A 15,836-nucleotide genomic window follows, 5' to 3' on the forward strand; every position below is an offset into this window, starting at 1 on the left:
CAATATGACTGAGTTCAACCCGAGTTCTAATCCCATCAAGCTGAGTCGACGGACGTACTTATCTGCGCTCGGTCTGTTAGGTCTATCCAGCTGGATGGCTCCGAGTTTGACGATGGCTAAACAGCCAGAGGCAATGGAGGCGATCGCAAAAATTGCTGGCTCGAACACGATTCGTGATGGCCGAGTGAAATTAGTAATTCCACCTCTGGTAGAGAGCGGCAATCTGGTAGTTCTCAAGCTGTCTATAGAAAGCCCAATGACAGCAAATGATTACGTTAAGGCGGTGCATGTGATTGCCGAAGAGAATCCATCTCCCAATATATTTACCGCGTATTTCACACCCCGCTCTGGCCGCGCTGAGTTAACGACTCGTGTAAGGTTGGCAGACTCACAACGAGTTTGGGCTATTGCACAAATGAGTGATGGTAGCTTTTTCCGAGGATATGCAGATACCTTAGTCACACTTTCAGCCTGCACGGAGATGATATGAGTAAGACTTCCCGCACAGGTATCACGATGCCAGCCCAGGCAAAAAAAGGCGCCATTATTGAAATTCGGGCAATCGCTCAGCATGATATGGAGACGGGCTATCGATACAACGAAGATGGCAAGCGAATCCCGCGCGACATCATTCGCTTATTTACCTGCCAATACAACGGCGAGGAGGTATTCAGAGCGGATTTTTACTCCGGCATCGGTGCAAATCCCCTCATCATGTTCACTACCGTGGCAGTAGCCTCCGGTACTCTTGTATTCAAGTGGGTAGGTGATGATGGCTATGAAGCGGTGAACCAGGCGCAACTTACCGTCTCGTGAATCTGTTCGTTTTCTGCCTTCGTGTATTACCGCTGTTAGTCATTCTGATTGCGGCTAATTCTAGTCTGGCGCTTGAGTCTTCAAAGGATGCTCGGCAATCGAGTTATCACTTGATGACGCCTGAGAATCGGGCAATGCAAGATGACCCCAATCTCAATCCCGCTGCATTTTGGGTTATGGATGGTCACAGCCTCTGGAAAGAAAAGACCGGAAAAAAGAATGCATCTTGTGCATCCTGCCATGGCGATAGTGGGCAAAAGATGGCTGGTATGGCAACACAGTTTCCGAAGATGCAAAAAGGAAGGTTGCAGACCTTGGAGGGGCAAATTAATCAATGTCGTACATCACGGCAAGAAGCCCCAGCACTCGCTTATGAGAGTAAAGAGCTCTTGGCCTTAACGACATTTGTAGCTAGTCAATCCAAGGGTTTGCCAATCGCCGTGCAAGAAACACCTCAGAACAAAAAAGACCTACAACAAGGACGTCAGTTCTTTAATGAAAGAATGGGTCAGCTTAATTTATCTTGTGCCCAATGCCATCAAGATCGCGCTGGCTTGAAGTTGGGTGGAAGTCTCATTCCTCAAGGTCACCCAACTGCCTACCCCATTTACCGAATTGAATGGCAGACCATGGGATCTTTGCAAAGGCGTCTACGCAACTGTATGAGTGGGGTGCGCGCTCAGCAGTTTGAGTATGGCTCGCAAGAGATGGCCCAGTTAGAGTTATTTCTGATGTGGCGAGCCAGAGGCATGCCCCTGGAAACTCCAGGGGTCAGGCCTTAAGTAAAAATTAGTCTGAAAAGACGACTGAAGTTGCACCATTAATCAAAACACGGTCATGCAAGTAGTAACGCAGGGCGCGTGAGAGTACGGTACGCTCCAAATCTCTACCTTTACGCACTAAGTCTTCAGGCGTATCGCCATGGGTAACACGAGTGACATCTTGCTCAATGATCGGACCTTCATCTAAATCACTCGTAACAAAGTGTGCGGTAGCCCCAATCAACTTAATGCCGCGAGCATGGGCTTGATGGTATGGTTTAGCACCTTTAAAGCTTGGCAAGAAGGAGTGGTGAACGTTGATGCAGCGACCAGATAATTTGGTGGATAAATCATCCGACAGAATTTGCATGTAGCGCGCCAAAATAACCATATCCACTTTTGCATCAGCAACAATCTCAAGGAGCTTCGCTTCTTGCTCTGACTTCGTCTCTGGTGTAACTGGTAAGTGATAAAACGGAATATCTGCAAAATCAATACTGGAGTAAACCTCACGCGGATGATTAGAAACAATCCCACTGATGATCATTGGCAACTCACCAATACGCCAGCGATAGAGAAGATCTACTAAACAATGATCGAGCTTGGATGCCATGATGAGCACTCGCTTTAAATCTTTTACAGCGCGCAAGTCCCAAGTGAGGTCAAAGCGCTTAGCGATTTCTACAAATCCAGCCTTGAGGGATTGGCTATCAGTGCCGCAGCTAAAGCTCACCCGCATAAAAAAACGTTTAGAAGCTTTGTCATCAAATTGCTGAGCTTCCTCAATATCACCACCTAATTCAAAGATGTAGGTTGAAACAGCTGCAACAATACCCGGTCTATTAGGGCAGGTCAGTGTGAGGTAGTAGTTTTCTGTAGTCATGGCTTTAAAAAGGGAGGAATTGCTTGTGAGATGCAATTTTAGACTGCTTATTTGGCGGTGGGCACTCTATCTGCTGGTCCCAGATAGGATTCGCTCATATCTTTAATTTTGGGAACGGGAATATCTGAGCAAATCGGCTTTGGTCCCAAAGCATTCAGAAAATTACAATCTTGCTTAGTTGCTGCTGAGGCGGCATGCTCTAAAGGGGATTTACCGGTCGTTACAGTGGAGATGGCGCTAGCCGCAGTCGAAGGGTTGGCTACTGCTGCTGATACCGCTACTGAGCCTGCAGAGCTTGCGGCTGTAGTAGCAGATCCTCCTAGAGCGATTAATGGGGCTGCACAAGCACCCAAATTGAAGCAGAGAACTATACCCCCTAAAGCAGACCACCCTGGTAGGTTTTGTCTGCTTTGATGGGCAATCAAAATACGCTGTTTATTTACGCTGGCAGACAACGTTAAATACTCCAGCTGTCCAAGACTCGTTTACGACAGGCTCAAATTCACTTTTGGGAGTTTTGTTATCAGAAATTACTTTGCCGCTACCTTTATTGCCAGCAAACTCTTTGTATTCGATTGGGCGGTAGCTGATTGCAGGGCAGTTGTATTCGTTGATGCCGATGATTGAGCTAACGGGTTGTTTGTTTTTTGGATTAACGCCTGGCTTTTTGAAGTCTAGCATCGACATGATTTGAGCCTTTTCACCGGAATCGCTAATCGTAGCCAGATCCACATAAACCACCATTAACTCATTTGATCCCAATTCTTTCCACTCAGCAAAGCTACTAGAGAAAGGTAATAAGGAGAGGGTAGTAAAAATAGTAAGTGCGTGTATTTTTTTCATCATATGTGGCGTTGTCGCATTGTTGTTAAAGTAGGTTCAGACCCCAGTCGGTATCTTAAGAACCATTCTAAACTCCCCCAGCTTATTTCTCTTTAATGGCCAGATCTAGTTGACGCCCGACCTTTTGGGGTTTCATTCGTAGGGGTAGGTATTCATTTCGGGCCCAGAGTGCACTCATATTGCGGTAAAACTTACTCTGCACCCAGCCAGATTGTCCAGATTGATAAATAAAGAGGGACTGCTCTAGATCCGACAAGTCATAGAGCGTCCGCAGGCTTGGTGCCTGCTTAGTTTCAAAAGGGTTGTCAGTTCTCAGTAGTTCGAGGCGCCCCACATTGACGCTGAAGCTGTCGCCAGGAAAAGGCTGCGCCACATTAAAGAGACTCCCAAGGAATGGCACCTTACTCAAAGGGCGATGCTCTGAGACTGCGATATGTGCGTTACCCCAAACCCAATTTTTAGGATTGCTTCCAAATTGCGCACTCAGTTGCTCAAGTGCTTTATCAAATGCTGCATTTGAAGTTTCGGCACAACTCTCAATCCGTTCAGTTTGGGGATCGTTACACCAAGGGCTATTAGGATTTTCTAATTGCAATATCAGTGGGCTTCTAAAGTTGCGGCTACCATAATTCTCGGTGAACAAATATCCTAGGCGTGAGAAGAGTTTGCGCGTAAGTTGGTCAGCCCAAGCATTAAATATCAGTGCGCCAGTACTATCGATTTTCATATCCCCATCAAAATTCTTACTGAGTTCCATGGCTTGTTGGGCCAGTGGATGCGTTGACTGCACTGATTTAAATAATCCTAATAATGGGGTGGCACCCAAAGATAGAGTATCTGCTTGCATCGCTTTCATAGAGGCGAGATCATGTGTTGACCTGCCATTAATGAGCTCCACAATTCTGTCATAACGGGTTGGTAGATCCCAGTCTCCGGTTAGTGGATTGGGATCGTTATTGGCTAAGATTTTCTGATTGGCTGTGGCGATCCAGCTGGTGCTTGGGTTATTGCTATTCGGTAGTTGCTCGAATGGGACATAGCCAGTCCAATCATCTTTTTTCTCCCAGCCTAGTGCTGGCGCCACGCCATACAAGCCTTGATGTAAAGTGCGCTTGGGTGCGACACCAGCGGCCTGATAAGCAATATTTCCATCGACATCTGCCATCACCACGTTTTGCATGGGCGCATAGTTTTTGCGTAGCGCGTGTTTAAAAGTATCTAAATCTTTAGCGTGATTCATATCCAGTAAACCAGCGACGGACTGATTTTCAATATCCAGTGCCGTCCAGCGTAAAGACAAAACAAAACGGTCGGTATCGATCACTCGTTTTGCACTTGCATAAGATTCAGAAATCACCGGACCGTGCCGAGTCTCTTTGACTAAAAAGCGTACTGAGGGCTCACCTTTGATATCGATGATTTCTTGGCGAACTTTAAAGGATAGCGGGCCATCTAGGCCTCGATACACTCCAGGATTTTTCGGATCTAGTTGCTCAATATATAAATCCTGTACATCAGGGCCGGTATTCGTAAAGCTCCACGCAAACTTATCAGTTCTACCCAACACCACTGCTGGAATACCAGGGAGGGTCGCACCAATAACATTGAGGCCTGGCGCTTCTAAGTGAGCCATGTACCAAATTGCAGGCGCTGATAATCCTAGATGTGGGTCGTTTGCTAACAAGGGCTTACCAGAGGCTGTGAGTTTTCCGCTAAGCGCCCAGTTATTCGATCCGATACCATCCTTACCGCCTGGCACTTCATTGATAGTCAATTCAGTTGCAGGCAACTTCTTTGATTTTTGATCTCTTGCGAGGGGGTTGGGATTAAAGACATTGATATCCCGATACATTTTCGCAAAGTCAGTATTACTCACAGGTTCACCAGGCGTATATGCTGGAATCACTTCCCAGACTTGCTTGGTACTTAAAAACTGGGAGAGTTCAAGGCGTTGTAATTCTTTTTGCCAGTTACCGCCAAGATCAAGCGCCATCATCAACATCCACGCTACGCTATCAGTAGGTGACCAATTCCCTGGTTTAGAGCCAGTGAGAAAGTATTCGACTGGAAGGGCCCATCCTAAGTGAGCATTACCAGCGTTAACCCCATCTGCATAGGACTGAAGTAATCGCTTGGTAGCAATAGGGTAGCGATCAAACTGTTTCTCTGCAGCGCGCTTAATGCCCAGTGTACGAATAAAGCGATCGATTTCGAAAGTTTCTTTCCCAAGGATTTCAGAGAGTCGCCCACTGGCTAGTCGACGATTAATTTCCATTTGCCAGGAGCGCTCACTGGCATGCAAATAACCCAACGCAAAGAGTGCATCAGTAGAGCTCTTCGCCTGAATATGGGGAATGTCACTCTCATCAAAGGTAATCGAAACGGAATCCCCGAGGGACTTGATGATCCGCTTGCCGGAAGGGCTGGTTTGAGCGGAGATTAGGTAGATTATTCCAACGGCGATGATCAAGACTAGGGCCGCAGAACCAAGCCAAAAGATGCCTTTAATGGCAGATTTAAGACCCGAGCTTGGCGTAGGCATTTTCATCAGGATATTTTAATGGGTTTGCTTGAGCTAGACCCCAGGCTTGATGAAAGCAGGCTTCCCGCCCCCGATGGGGCTCGCATGCTAAAATTTCATTTGTCTTGATTTATTTAGTACGGCTTCATTGCTCGTGCGAGCCCGAGTGGTGAAATCGGTAGACACAGCAGATTTAAAATCTGCCGACTCAAAAAAGTCGTGCCGGTTCGATTCCGGCCTCGGGCACCAATCGATTGATTTCAGGCATCTTTGAAATACCTCCACTTTCTCTCCTTGCTGCCCTTACTTTTGTGTGCCACCCCCAGTTTGGCTGCAGAACCGCTGATTTTTATGTGTGAGCGCTCGGAAAAGAATTACACCGAAACATATCAACTCAAAGTCACGGCCGCTTCAAAAAATCAGAAAGCCAAAGTCTTCGTTGATGACCGAGATTTAGATCGGGCTAGTGAGTTGGGTCGGCAAATCATTAAGAATGTCCTTATTACTGAATCTACCGTCCTTATTTCAATGGAAGCACAATTTCCTCCAGAGAGTTTTGATGGTGTTCAGTATGGTGCTGGTTCTGTCATCACGTTGATCACGATTAATCGCTCAACAGGTCAGCTGAGAAAATCCGAGACCATCAAAGGTGGAATACTTTCAGCAACCCTTGGCGAGGGTACGAAGACATACCTGGAGCAGTGCGCTCAAATGAGTAATCCCTAGCGCGGATTGCTATTACCAATCGCTTGGTTTGGTAATGGCGCTATTTAATATCGTACTTGGGAACTGCGATGCTGCCAAGGCAGAGCATGAGATTGATCTAATGAAAGATGCCTCCTGTATTAGCTCTTTTGACATTCCCCTCTTTCCGGGAGCCAATACACCCACAACTTTTTTAATTGGGGTTTTTCTAGCCAATTTAATTGATTCTGCTAAATCACTATCCCCTGAAATTACTACCCCGCAATCGTATTGATCGAGCCATGCATCATTTACTGGGTGAACTGCCAAATTGACATCAGAGCCCTTTTCAGTTCGATGGTATACATCTGCAAATTTTGACCCATTCGTTGGGGTTACCAGTCTTTTTTTGACGATGTGGGTCGTATATTGACCCTTAATAATTTGTAGATTTTTGCACTCTTTGGATAATGCCCGCAAATATAGTTGTTGACGTATCGCCTTAAAGGGATCGTCATGAGTAGATGAAACATGGGCAGTAAAGTATTTGATGCCCACTATTTTATTTTTGGCGTCTAGGATGGATTGGCAGAGTTTCTCGATATTGAGCCACTTATAGCTTGTGCCTTTAAGGGCTCCAAAGTACAAGTTAAATCCATCGACGTAAATATAGGTTCGCATATAGCTCACCATAAAAAAGCAAGGGCACCCGAAGGTGCCCTGCGGCTTACGTCTAAGACGTAAGGGTTGCAGGAATTATTGTGCGGAATATTAGCCCTCTTGTCAATAATTTGTAAGCTTGAAATCGTTAGACCTGATTGCCAAACTTTTCTAGGTACAAATTTTAATTGATCTCGTTACCCCTGTTTATGGAGTGGATAGGGAGAGCTAAAGGCTTGCTAGTTAGGCTCAGTCACAAACCCCAGCTTCGTTAAGCCGGCTCGACGCGATGCTGCCAGTACTTGAGCAACATATTCATACTTGACGGATTTATCTGCGCGTAAATTGATTTCTGGTTGCGGTTCTTTTTGAGCAGCTTTTTCTGCATAGCCATCAAAAGTCTTTAAATCAATTGGAGTGCTATTCCAGAATATTTTGCCCTGAGCATCAATGGAGAGTTGAACTGACTCTGGCTTGACTTCATTGCGCACACTATTGGCTTTTGGCAGCTCAACCTTCACCGCCTGCTGAATGACTGGCAGGGTAATGATGAAGATGATGAGAAGCACCAACATGACATCCACCATCGGAGTCATGTTGATTTCGGCCATGATGCCGCTTTCTTCTTGATCGTTCTGAAGATTAAAAGACATGTTTATTCTCCGGACTTCACGCGAGCACCAGTGACAAAGTAAGCGAGGAGATCATTGCCAAAGCGATTGAGATCAGCAACTAATAATTTATTGGCACGATTAATCGCATTAAAGCCTAATACTGCTGGAATCGCTACAGCCAAGCCTAAAGCAGTCATGATGAGTGCTTCGCCAATAGGGCCAGCAACCTGATCAATCTGTGCGCTGCCTGAGCTGCTAATTGCGATCAAAGCATGGTAGATGCCCCACACCGTTCCAAACAAACCAATAAATGGTGCAGTCGCACCGGTCGAACCAAGGAAAGTAAGCCCTTTTTGGAGTTGGGCAGCAACACCATCAATACTGTTCTTCAGACTTCTCGCCATCCACTCGGAGTAGTTCAGTGTTTGCAACAGCTCACGATGATTGGTCGATTGGCTCTGGTGGTGAGTAGAGGCTCCACTGGCAGCTTTAGCAATCTGAAAGTAGGGATTATTTGCATGGCTAGTAAATGCGTTTAGACCTTGGTCATAGGAAGTAGCGCGCCAAAACTGATCGAGCTCAGGCTGGAGTTTGCGTAAATTACGTAAATCCCAAAAACGGGAGAGCAAAATTACCCAGGTCACAATGGAGCAGATCAGAAGTGCGATGGCCACAAAGCGGGTAACTGCATCGCCCTCAAGCCATAAATTTGCTAAGCCAAATGGTGTATTCATAATATTAATTCTTTAAATTAAATTTAATTAAAAGGTTGGTAGAAATTCTTTGAGGCGAACCATTGACTAAAAATGGTTTAAAGCGATAACGACGACCAATCTCCGTTGCAGCTCTGTCTAATCTTGGAAATGAGCTGGAACGCAATAAGGCAACATCTTCAACATTACCTGATTCATCAATAATCAGTCTCACCACCACTTCACCTTGCTCTCCAGATCTTTTGGAGAAAGAAGGGTAGTAAGCATCTGCATCTGGTTGATATACGACAACCAGTTTACCAATGTCAGTCTGAATTGGTGTGCCACTGGATCCAGAGGTAGTGGCTGGTGCAACCGTAGTATTCGGGGCCTGTGATTCGCTTTTAGACTGCTGGGGTGTTGGCGGGGTGGGGGCTTGTTGTTGGTTTTGTGGCGGTGTTGGTGCCTGCGTGGATTTTTCATCTACAGTTTTCTTCTTCTGCTCTTGCTTGGGTTTAGGTGGAGGCGCAGCTGGGGTGGCCTGAGGTTGTTTAGCGGCCTCAGGACTTACTAGATTGGCCATCACACGCGCATCATCTTGGTTGTTATCGTTGTCTGGCTTCATACCACTCTGAAAGCCAATCAGAAACAATACATGCAAGGCAATAACAATGCCAATGATGATACGTTCGGTCTTATCGAATGGTAGGTGCACATTCATCCGATTTAAAAAGGTGCTCATGTGAAAGAGCTCACTAACCGAGAGTCAATGCTGTGTTTATCCAGATCTGATTGCATGAGCTCATGCGCCATATGATGCAAGTTCTGCGCATCTTTACTGCTGATGAATTTGATAGAACCATATTCACCATCATCTAACTGCATGCCCTGTGACTCTAGTTTTCGTTTGAGTTGGCGAACTACTGCTTCACTGGTATCAATCAAATTAATTGAATCCCCCAATAATTTGCGTATGGCTTTTCGCAAGAAAGGGTAATGCGTGCATCCTAGAACAAGGGTATCTGCCCCCGCTTCCTGAATGGGCTCTAGGTGTTCGGCAAGTAACTCTAGAGTTTGCTCGCCATGAGCTTGGCCCGCTTCAATCAGAGGAACTAAGCCAGCACCCGCCTGCTTAACAAACTGACAATTGGGCAGGGTGGCCAGTAGGGCGCTAAATTTATCGCTCTTGAGCGTAGCCTCAGTTGCGAGTACGCCAACAATGCCATTGTTTGACTGCATTGCTGCAGGCTTGATGCCAGGCTCTACGCCGATGATCGGAATATCACTGAGCTCATCACGAATATCTGCAATGGCCTCGGCAGTGGCAGTGTTACAGGCAACCATAATGGCATCGCAACCTTGCGCTGCTAAGTATTGGCATAGCTCCATACTGCGCGAAGCTATCCACTCACTAGATTTTTCTCCATAAGGAGCATGAATGGAGTCAGCTAAATAGATGTAGTCATGCGCGGGAAGCTGGCGCAGAGCCTCATCCAAAATGGATAAGCCTCCAACGCCAGAATCAAAAACTCCGATGAGTGCCAAGTAAGGTCGCTTAACTAACGGTAGTTGAGTTAATAAATAACTGAATAAAAGATTTAAGCAATCACAACTGGAATACCAGCAATCTTTGCTTGCCACTCTTTGGGACCGGTCTCATGCATAGAGATGCCGGCAGAGCTGACCGCTACTGTCACTGGCATGTCTTTAACATCGAACTCATAAATTGCTTCCATACCGAGGTCAGCAAAGCCCACTACCTTTGCCGTCTGAATGGCTTTAGAAACCAAGTATGCAGCGCCACCAACAGCCATCAAGTAAGCGGATTTATGTTTTTTGATCGCTTCAATTGCGGTAGGGCCACGCTCCGCTTTACCAATCATGGAGATCAAGCCAGTTTGAGCCAGCATCATCTCAGTGAACTTATCCATGCGAGTTGAGGTTGTTGGGCCCGCTGGACCTACTGCTTCATTGCCTACTGGATCTACTGGGCCAACGTAATAGATCACACGGTTTTTAAAACTCACTGGCAATTCTTCACCTTTAGCAAGCATGTCGGCAATGCGCTTATGTGCTGCATCACGACCAGTCAAAATTTTGCCATTAAGAAGAAGTGTTTCGCCTTCTTTCCAGCCAGCCACTTCTTCCGCGGTCAATGTATCTAAGTTCACGCGCTTTGATTTTTTAGTATCTGGAGTCCAAGTGACGTCTGGCCAATCGGATAATGAAGGTGCTTCTAATTTAGCGGGGCCGTCACCATGTAAATGAAAGTGAATGTGGCGGGTAGCAGCGCAGTTCGGAATCATCGCCACCGGCAGTGAGGCTGCATGGGTTGGGTAGTCCATGATTTTGATATCAAGAACGGTAGTAAGACCACCTAAACCTTGAGCACCAATACCAAGCTTGTTTACTTTATCGAAAATCTCTAAACGGAGTTCCTCGATACGATTTTGTGGCCCGCGAGCAATAAGCTCCTGAATATCTACTGGGCCCATCAAGGATTCTTTGGCCATCAACATGGCCTTCTCTGGGGTTCCGCCAATACCGATACCTAAGATACCGGGAGGGCACCAACCCGCACCCATCGTCGGAACTGTCTTGACTACCCAGTCAACGATCGAATCCGAGGGGTTGAGCATGACCATCTTGGCCTTGTTCTCAGAGCCGCCACCTTTGGCTGCGCAAATGACTTCAACATCATTGCCTGGGACGATTTCGTAATGAATAACAGCAGGTGTGTTGTCACCTGTGTTTTTGCGTTTACCCGCTGGATCTGTCAGAACAGATGCGCGTAGTGGGTTATCTGGATTCATATAGGCGCGACGAACACCTTCGTTCACCATTTCACTGACGCTCATGGTGGCATCGCCCCATTGGACATTCATACCAATTTTGAGGAAAACGACTGCAATGCCAGTGTCCTGACACATGGGGCGGTGACCTTCTGCACACATCCGGCTATTGGTCAAAATCTGCGCGATCGCATCCTTCGCTGCAGCACCTTGCTCAAGCTCATAAGCCTTGCCCAGGGCAGAGATAAAATCTTTAGGGTGGTAGTAAGAGATGAATTGAAAGGCATCTGCCACGCTTTGGATGAGGTCGTTTTGTTTGATATTTGTCATGGTTTTAGGCTTAATTATGTAAGGTTTAATCTATTTTAAGGGTTTGCCATAGAGCAAATCTAGCGTGTTTTCACTTATCTTATTAGCTCTAGGGATGCGTTTCCCCAACTCTGCACTATTTTTGCAGAAAAAGACGACTGATTATTGAATAGAAGGGCTGTAAAGCATGGAACCATTGATGCAAGAAAACCGCGTATTTAATCCACCTGCAGACTTTATTAAGTCCGCCGCTATTCCTGGAATGGACGCTTATAACAAGCTCTGTGCCGAAGCTAACAATGACTATGACGGTTTCTGGAGTCGCCTTGCTAAAGAAAATGTCTTCTGGAAAAAGCCCTTTACTAAAGTTCTTGATGAATCCAAAGCGCCTTTCTATAAGTGGTTTGAGGATGGAACCACCAATGCTTCCCACAACTGTTTAGATCGCCAAGTTGAAAATGGTCTTGGCAATAAGACCGCAATTATTTTTGAAGCGGATGATGGATCTGTTACCAACGTAACTTATCAAGAGTTGCTTGAGCGTGTTTGCAAAATGGCAAATGCACTACGCAAAATGGGTATTAAGTCTGGCGACCGCGTCATCATTTACATGGCGATGACTATCGAAGGTATTGTTGCGATGCAGGCTTGTGCTCGTATCGGCGCAATTCACTCTGTTGTGTTTGGTGGATTCTCTGCTCAAGCGCTACGCGATCGAATCATTGACGTTGGTGCCGTAGCCGTGATTACTGCAGATGGACAGTTCCGTGGCGGTAAATCGTTGCCCTTGAAGGCGATTTGTGATGAGGCCCTCTCCACTGGTGAGTGCGGCAATGTAAAGCATGTCATTGTAAGCAAGCGCACCGGTAATGATGTCACCATGACAGCGGGTCGTGATGTGTGGATGCAAGAAATCGTTGCTAATGAATCCACTACTTGCGAGCCAGAGTGGGTCAGTGCTGAGCACCCACTGTTTATTCTGTATACATCTGGTTCAACCGGCAAGCCTAAGGGTGTACAGCACTCTACAGGCGGCTACCTCTTGTGGGCGATTCTCACAATGAAGTGGACCTTTGATATCAAACCAAATGATGTCTTCTGGTGCACCGCCGATATCGGCTGGGTAACAGGTCACTCCTATATTACTTATGGCCCACTCGCAGTTGGTGCCACGGAGATTGTGTTTGAGGGTGTGCCAACTTACCCTAATGCGGGGCGCTTCTGGGACATGATCCAAAAGCACAAGGCAACGATTTTCTATACCGCGCCAACAGCGATTCGTTCATTGATCAAGGCATCTAGCAATGATCCAGCAGTGCATCCCAAGAGTTATGACTTGTCTTCCTTGCGTCTCTTGGGTTCAGTTGGTGAGCCGATTAATCCAGAAGCTTGGATGTGGTATTACGAGAATGTGGGTGGTTCACGTTGCCCAATCGCGGATACCTTCTGGCAAACCGAAACTGGTGGCCATATGATTTCACCATTGCCAGGTGCAACTCCTATGATTCCGGGTTCATGCACATTGCCATTGCCAGGTATTCAGGCGGCGATTGTGGATGAGGCAGGCGTAGATGTTCCAAATGGTCACGGTGGTATTTTGGTTGTGAAGCGTCCATGGCCTTCCATGATTCGCAATATCTGGGGTGATCCCGATCGCTTCGTGAAGTCTTATTTCCCAGAGGAATTGGGTGGTACTTTGTATCTAGCAGGTGACGGCGCAATCCGAAATAAAGATACTGGCTACTTCACGATTACGGGTCGTATCGATGACGTCTTGAATGTCTCCGGTCATCGCATGGGTACGATGGAAATCGAATCTTGCTTGGTTGCCAATCCCTTGGTTGCTGAAGCTGCAGTAGTAGGTCGTCCTGATGAGTTGACGGGTGAAGCCATTTGCGTATTCGTAGTTCTGAAGGGCGGACGCCCAACAGGCGACGAAGCGAAGAAGATTGCTACTGAGCTAAGGAACTGGGTAGGTAAGGAGATTGGCCCGATCGCCAAACCAAAGGACGTTCGTTTTGGTGATAACTTACCCAAAACTCGTTCCGGCAAGATCATGCGTCGCTTGCTGCGCGTGATTGCTAAAGGTGAAGAGATTACCCAAGACACTTCAACTCTAGAAAATCCAGCAATTTTGGATCAGCTTAAAGAGTCTGTTTAAGTAGCTAATGACGCTTTTAGAGGCAAACCCTTCTGGGTACGTATAATCAACGGCTTGTACGGAAGGGTGGATGAGCGGTTTAAGTCACACGCCTGGAAAGCGTGCGTAGGTTAATAGCCTACCGCGGGTTCGAATCCCGCCTCTTCCGCCAGTAGTTCGAAACCACCTTCGGGTGGTTTTTTCTTTGTTTTTCCTTGATTTTTGCTCTGAATTGCCCCCTCAAGCTAAATTATTTTGATGCTCAACCCCCTGTTTTTAATCAATAAATGGGGTTTTTGATCTTTTTGTTGCGTTGCCGCAAATAAACCTTGCAGTGCAATAAAAAACTTTTTAGAATGGTGCATTGCAATACATTTATCAATTTTATAAAAGTTAGGAAAACACCATGTTCCAGAATCAATTAAACGACCAGTTAACACAAGCTCAAACTAAAGCTGTTGAAAACGCGAAGTTCTTGGCTCAAGTAGCTGTTGAAAGCGCAAAAGAATTAGCTGAAATCAACCAAGCTGCCGCTAAAGATGCTTTAGTTGCTGCTCAAGATACAAGCGCTCAATTGTTGGCAATTAAAGATGCTCAACAGTTGTCAAAATTGGCTCAGCCAGAAACAGCACAAGAAGCTGCTAAGTACGCTGCTGCTTATCAAGCTAAAGTAAATAAAGTTGTGCGTAACAGCAGCAAAGAAGTTGCTCAAGTTGTTGAGGCATCTATTGATGACGCACGCGCTGATATGGTTAAGTTTGTTAAAGAAGCTACTAAGACAGCTCCTGCTGGTTCTGAGGCATTTGTATCTACATTCAAAACTGTATTTGAAACTTCACTCCAACAGTTTGACCAAGTTCGCGCTTCAGCAACTGATGCTTTCGCAAACTTTGAGAAAAGTGTTGAAACTGCAATGGCTAACTTTCAAGGCCAATACGCAGTAGTTAAGCCAGCTGTTAAAAGCCGTAAAGCTGCTTAATACGTTTTAATGGCTTTGCACGAGAAGCCGCCTTCGGGCGGTTTTTCTTTTTCCGCTTGCCGTAAGATGGATGCTTTAGAGCTAATAAGGAGAAAACATGATCTTTGCAATCCTTTTAATGGATCGTCCTGGTACCGCAGAATTACGCATTCAAGTGCGACCTGAGCATCGCGCTTACTTAGGTAAGTTCGCGGACAAGATGGCCTTTGCTGGCCCACTGACATCTGAAGATGGCAAGACAACAGTGGGTAGCTTATTAGCGATGGATTTTCCTAGCAAGGCAGATGTTGAGGCTTGGCTAGCAGATGAGCCATTCACTAAAGCAGGGGTCTATGAGAAGCCGGTTATTCACGTCTTTAACAATAGCTGGCAACAAAAGGTTGGGTTTCCACCTGCTGCTTAAGTAAAAAAAGAGCCACCTCATTGAGGTGGCTACTTAAGTCGATCTATCGAGAGATGGACTAGATTGGTTTGATTTGGAGCTTCCTAAATTTGATGATGCCGCCAGCGGACTGAAGGGCAATAGGTCCTTCAGAGAATTTACTATCTCTGGCATCTGATACGGTGAGCACCCCATTCATCATGACTTTGAGTTGAGGTCCATTGGCCGTGATTTCCATGGTGTTCCAACGCCCACCGGCTTTATGAATTGGGTTGACCTTGGCAATATCCACAATAGCCCCTGTGGAGTACTCCTGACCCGGGCGGGTATCCCAGATATTAATTTCATAAGCATTGCCAGCGGTGACTTTATTGGGATCCTGGCAGCGAATAAAAATTCCACTATTGGTGTCAGATTCAGCCCAAAATTCAGCACGAATAATGAAGTTCCGATAGCTTTTATTGCTCACTAAAAATCCGGATGGCTTATTGCCCTCGACTATTCCTTTGCCAATGACCCAATTCGCGCTGCCTATGATGTTCCAACCGTCTAAGCTGATGCCATCAATGAGATCGGTATAGCCATCTTGTGCTTGAGCATGGGTGTTGATGGAAAACAGGGCAATAGTCAGCGAAAAGGCAATCGCTAGAACTTGTTTTAAGGTTGTTGGCATCATGGTCACCAAAGGTATCTATCTTTCATTTGTAAAGTTACTCCCGTACATTGTTACTGACTTATCTCTAATTCCACAAGTACTCAC

General features: G+C 46.2%; 18 protein-coding genes and 2 tRNA genes. 9 read left to right on the forward strand and 11 right to left on the reverse strand.

The annotated features are described in order from the left end of the window. The first annotated feature begins 4 nt into the window (after nt 1-4). Genes C2747_RS03745 through soxA form a run of 3 tightly spaced genes read left to right on the forward strand, consistent with a single transcriptional unit; the run spans nt 5 to nt 1,598 of the window. Nucleotides 5-490, forward strand: a complete 486-nt coding sequence (locus C2747_RS03745; RefSeq protein WP_215332546.1) for a SoxY-related AACIE arm protein — start codon at nt 5-7, stop codon at nt 488-490. After that, nucleotides 487-816, forward strand: coding sequence for a thiosulfate oxidation carrier complex protein SoxZ (locus tag C2747_RS03750; protein ID WP_215332549.1), 330 nt, complete (start codon nt 487-489; stop codon nt 814-816). Before C2747_RS03745 ends, C2747_RS03750 begins: the two co-directional genes overlap by 4 nt. Beyond that, nucleotides 813-1,598 carry a sulfur oxidation c-type cytochrome SoxA gene (gene soxA, locus C2747_RS03755; protein WP_251374815.1) on the forward strand — a complete coding sequence of 262 codons (786 nt, stop codon included), beginning with the start codon at nt 813-815 and terminating at the stop codon, nt 1,596-1,598. Before C2747_RS03750 ends, soxA begins: the two co-directional genes overlap by 4 nt. Nucleotides 1,599-1,605: 7 nt before the next feature. Here soxA and purU read toward each other — a convergent pair whose 3' ends face one another. The 4 genes from purU to C2747_RS03775 all read right to left on the reverse strand — a co-directional run bounded on the left by purU (nt 1,606) and on the right by C2747_RS03775 (nt 5,851). After that, the gene (gene purU / locus C2747_RS03760) at nt 1,606-2,460 is read right to left on the reverse strand and encodes a formyltetrahydrofolate deformylase (RefSeq protein WP_215332551.1); all 855 of its coding nucleotides are present in this window, start codon (nt 2,458-2,460) and stop codon (nt 1,606-1,608) included. A 47-nt stretch (nt 2,461-2,507) separates the two neighbouring features. Then, the gene (locus C2747_RS03765; RefSeq protein WP_215332553.1) at nt 2,508-2,915 is read right to left on the reverse strand and encodes a hypothetical protein; all 408 of its coding nucleotides are present in this window, start codon (nt 2,913-2,915) and stop codon (nt 2,508-2,510) included. After that, a complete protein-coding gene (locus C2747_RS03770) occupies nt 2,896-3,306 on the reverse strand; it encodes a surface-adhesin E family protein (RefSeq protein WP_251374816.1) in 411 nt (136 codons plus the stop codon). Before C2747_RS03770 ends, C2747_RS03765 begins: the two co-directional genes overlap by 20 nt. Before the next feature lie 79 nt (nt 3,307-3,385). After that, the gene (locus tag C2747_RS03775; RefSeq protein WP_215332555.1) at nt 3,386-5,851 is read right to left on the reverse strand and encodes a penicillin acylase family protein; all 2,466 of its coding nucleotides are present in this window, start codon (nt 5,849-5,851) and stop codon (nt 3,386-3,388) included. 133 nt (nt 5,852-5,984) lie between these two features. On the opposite strand from C2747_RS03775, the gene C2747_RS03780 reads away from it, so the two are divergent. Next, a tRNA-Leu gene (locus C2747_RS03780) sits at nt 5,985-6,073 on the forward strand. A 21-nt stretch (nt 6,074-6,094) separates the two neighbouring features. Further along, nucleotides 6,095-6,550, forward strand: a complete 456-nt coding sequence (locus C2747_RS03785) for a hypothetical protein (RefSeq protein ID WP_251374817.1) — start codon at nt 6,095-6,097, stop codon at nt 6,548-6,550. Nucleotides 6,551-6,562: 12 nt separating this feature from the next. Here the strand turns inward: C2747_RS03785 and C2747_RS03790 are convergent, their stop codons facing one another. The 6 genes from C2747_RS03790 to C2747_RS03815 form a co-directional block, all read right to left on the reverse strand. Beyond that, a complete protein-coding gene (locus C2747_RS03790) occupies nt 6,563-7,189 on the reverse strand; it encodes an NYN domain-containing protein (protein ID WP_251374818.1) in 627 nt (208 codons plus the stop codon). Between the two features lie 218 nt (nt 7,190-7,407). Next, nucleotides 7,408-7,821, reverse strand: coding sequence for an ExbD/TolR family protein (locus C2747_RS03795; RefSeq protein WP_046329893.1), 414 nt, complete (start codon nt 7,819-7,821; stop codon nt 7,408-7,410). 2 nt (nt 7,822-7,823) lie between these two features. Beyond that, nucleotides 7,824-8,516 carry a MotA/TolQ/ExbB proton channel family protein gene (locus C2747_RS03800; protein ID WP_215332557.1) on the reverse strand — a complete coding sequence of 231 codons (693 nt, stop codon included), beginning with the start codon at nt 8,514-8,516 and terminating at the stop codon, nt 7,824-7,826. Nucleotides 8,517-8,520: 4 nt separating this feature from the next. Further along, nucleotides 8,521-9,216, reverse strand: coding sequence for an energy transducer TonB (locus C2747_RS03805; protein ID WP_215332559.1), 696 nt, complete (start codon nt 9,214-9,216; stop codon nt 8,521-8,523). Next, the gene (murI, locus tag C2747_RS03810) at nt 9,213-10,019 is read right to left on the reverse strand and encodes a glutamate racemase (protein WP_215332561.1); all 807 of its coding nucleotides are present in this window, start codon (nt 10,017-10,019) and stop codon (nt 9,213-9,215) included. Before murI ends, C2747_RS03805 begins: the two co-directional genes overlap by 4 nt. A gap of 53 nt (nt 10,020-10,072) precedes the next feature. Beyond that, nucleotides 10,073-11,596 carry a fumarate hydratase gene (locus tag C2747_RS03815; RefSeq protein WP_215332563.1) on the reverse strand — a complete coding sequence of 508 codons (1,524 nt, stop codon included), beginning with the start codon at nt 11,594-11,596 and terminating at the stop codon, nt 10,073-10,075. Nucleotides 11,597-11,762: 166 nt separating this feature from the next. Between C2747_RS03815 and acs the strand changes: the two genes are divergently transcribed. The 4 genes from acs (at nt 11,763) to C2747_RS03835 (ending at nt 15,097) form a co-directional block, all read left to right on the forward strand. Next, nucleotides 11,763-13,736, forward strand: a complete 1,974-nt coding sequence (gene acs / locus C2747_RS03820; protein ID WP_215332565.1) for an acetate--CoA ligase — start codon at nt 11,763-11,765, stop codon at nt 13,734-13,736. 60 nt (nt 13,737-13,796) lie between these two features. After that, nucleotides 13,797-13,887 (forward strand) — tRNA-Ser (locus C2747_RS03825). 234 nt (nt 13,888-14,121) lie between these two features. After that, entirely contained in the window at nt 14,122-14,694 is a 573-nt protein-coding gene (locus C2747_RS03830) for a phasin family protein (protein ID WP_215332567.1), read from the forward strand. A 97-nt stretch (nt 14,695-14,791) separates the two neighbouring features. Further along, nucleotides 14,792-15,097 carry a YciI family protein gene (locus tag C2747_RS03835; protein WP_215329634.1) on the forward strand — a complete coding sequence of 102 codons (306 nt, stop codon included), beginning with the start codon at nt 14,792-14,794 and terminating at the stop codon, nt 15,095-15,097. 58 nt (nt 15,098-15,155) lie between these two features. Here C2747_RS03835 and C2747_RS03840 read toward each other — a convergent pair whose 3' ends face one another. Next, on the reverse strand, nt 15,156-15,752 hold the full coding sequence (locus tag C2747_RS03840) for a 3-keto-disaccharide hydrolase (protein WP_251374819.1): 597 nt from the start codon (nt 15,750-15,752) through the stop codon (nt 15,156-15,158). Nucleotides 15,753-15,836 lie beyond the last annotated feature (84 nt).

The organism is Polynucleobacter corsicus, from assembly GCF_018688255.1.
GTDB classification, from domain to species: domain Bacteria; phylum Pseudomonadota; class Gammaproteobacteria; order Burkholderiales; family Burkholderiaceae; genus Polynucleobacter; species Polynucleobacter corsicus.

Coding starts and splice junctions, on each gene's coding strand:
- C2747_RS03770 (WP_251374816.1), bottom strand. CDS start 3,306: ATGATGAAAAAAATACACGCACTTACTATTTTTACTACCCTCTCCTTA.
- C2747_RS03830 (WP_215332567.1), top strand. CDS start 14,122: ATGTTCCAGAATCAATTAAACGACCAGTTAACACAAGCTCAAACTAAA.
- C2747_RS03840 (WP_251374819.1), bottom strand. CDS start 15,752: ATGATGCCAACAACCTTAAAACAAGTTCTAGCGATTGCCTTTTCGCTG.
- C2747_RS03745 (WP_215332546.1), top strand. CDS start 5: ATGACTGAGTTCAACCCGAGTTCTAATCCCATCAAGCTGAGTCGACGG.
- C2747_RS03800 (WP_215332557.1), bottom strand. CDS start 8,516: ATGAATACACCATTTGGCTTAGCAAATTTATGGCTTGAGGGCGATGCA.
- C2747_RS03805 (WP_215332559.1), bottom strand. CDS start 9,216: ATGAGCACCTTTTTAAATCGGATGAATGTGCACCTACCATTCGATAAG.
- C2747_RS03790 (WP_251374818.1), bottom strand. CDS start 7,189: ATGCGAACCTATATTTACGTCGATGGATTTAACTTGTACTTTGGAGCC.
- C2747_RS03795 (WP_046329893.1), bottom strand. CDS start 7,821: ATGTCTTTTAATCTTCAGAACGATCAAGAAGAAAGCGGCATCATGGCC.
- C2747_RS03815 (WP_215332563.1), bottom strand. CDS start 11,596: ATGACAAATATCAAACAAAACGACCTCATCCAAAGCGTGGCAGATGCC.
- purU (WP_215332551.1), bottom strand. CDS start 2,460: ATGACTACAGAAAACTACTACCTCACACTGACCTGCCCTAATAGACCG.
- C2747_RS03775 (WP_215332555.1), bottom strand. CDS start 5,851: ATGAAAATGCCTACGCCAAGCTCGGGTCTTAAATCTGCCATTAAAGGC.
- C2747_RS03835 (WP_215329634.1), top strand. CDS start 14,792: ATGATCTTTGCAATCCTTTTAATGGATCGTCCTGGTACCGCAGAATTA.
- acs (WP_215332565.1), top strand. CDS start 11,763: ATGGAACCATTGATGCAAGAAAACCGCGTATTTAATCCACCTGCAGAC.
- C2747_RS03750 (WP_215332549.1), top strand. CDS start 487: ATGAGTAAGACTTCCCGCACAGGTATCACGATGCCAGCCCAGGCAAAA.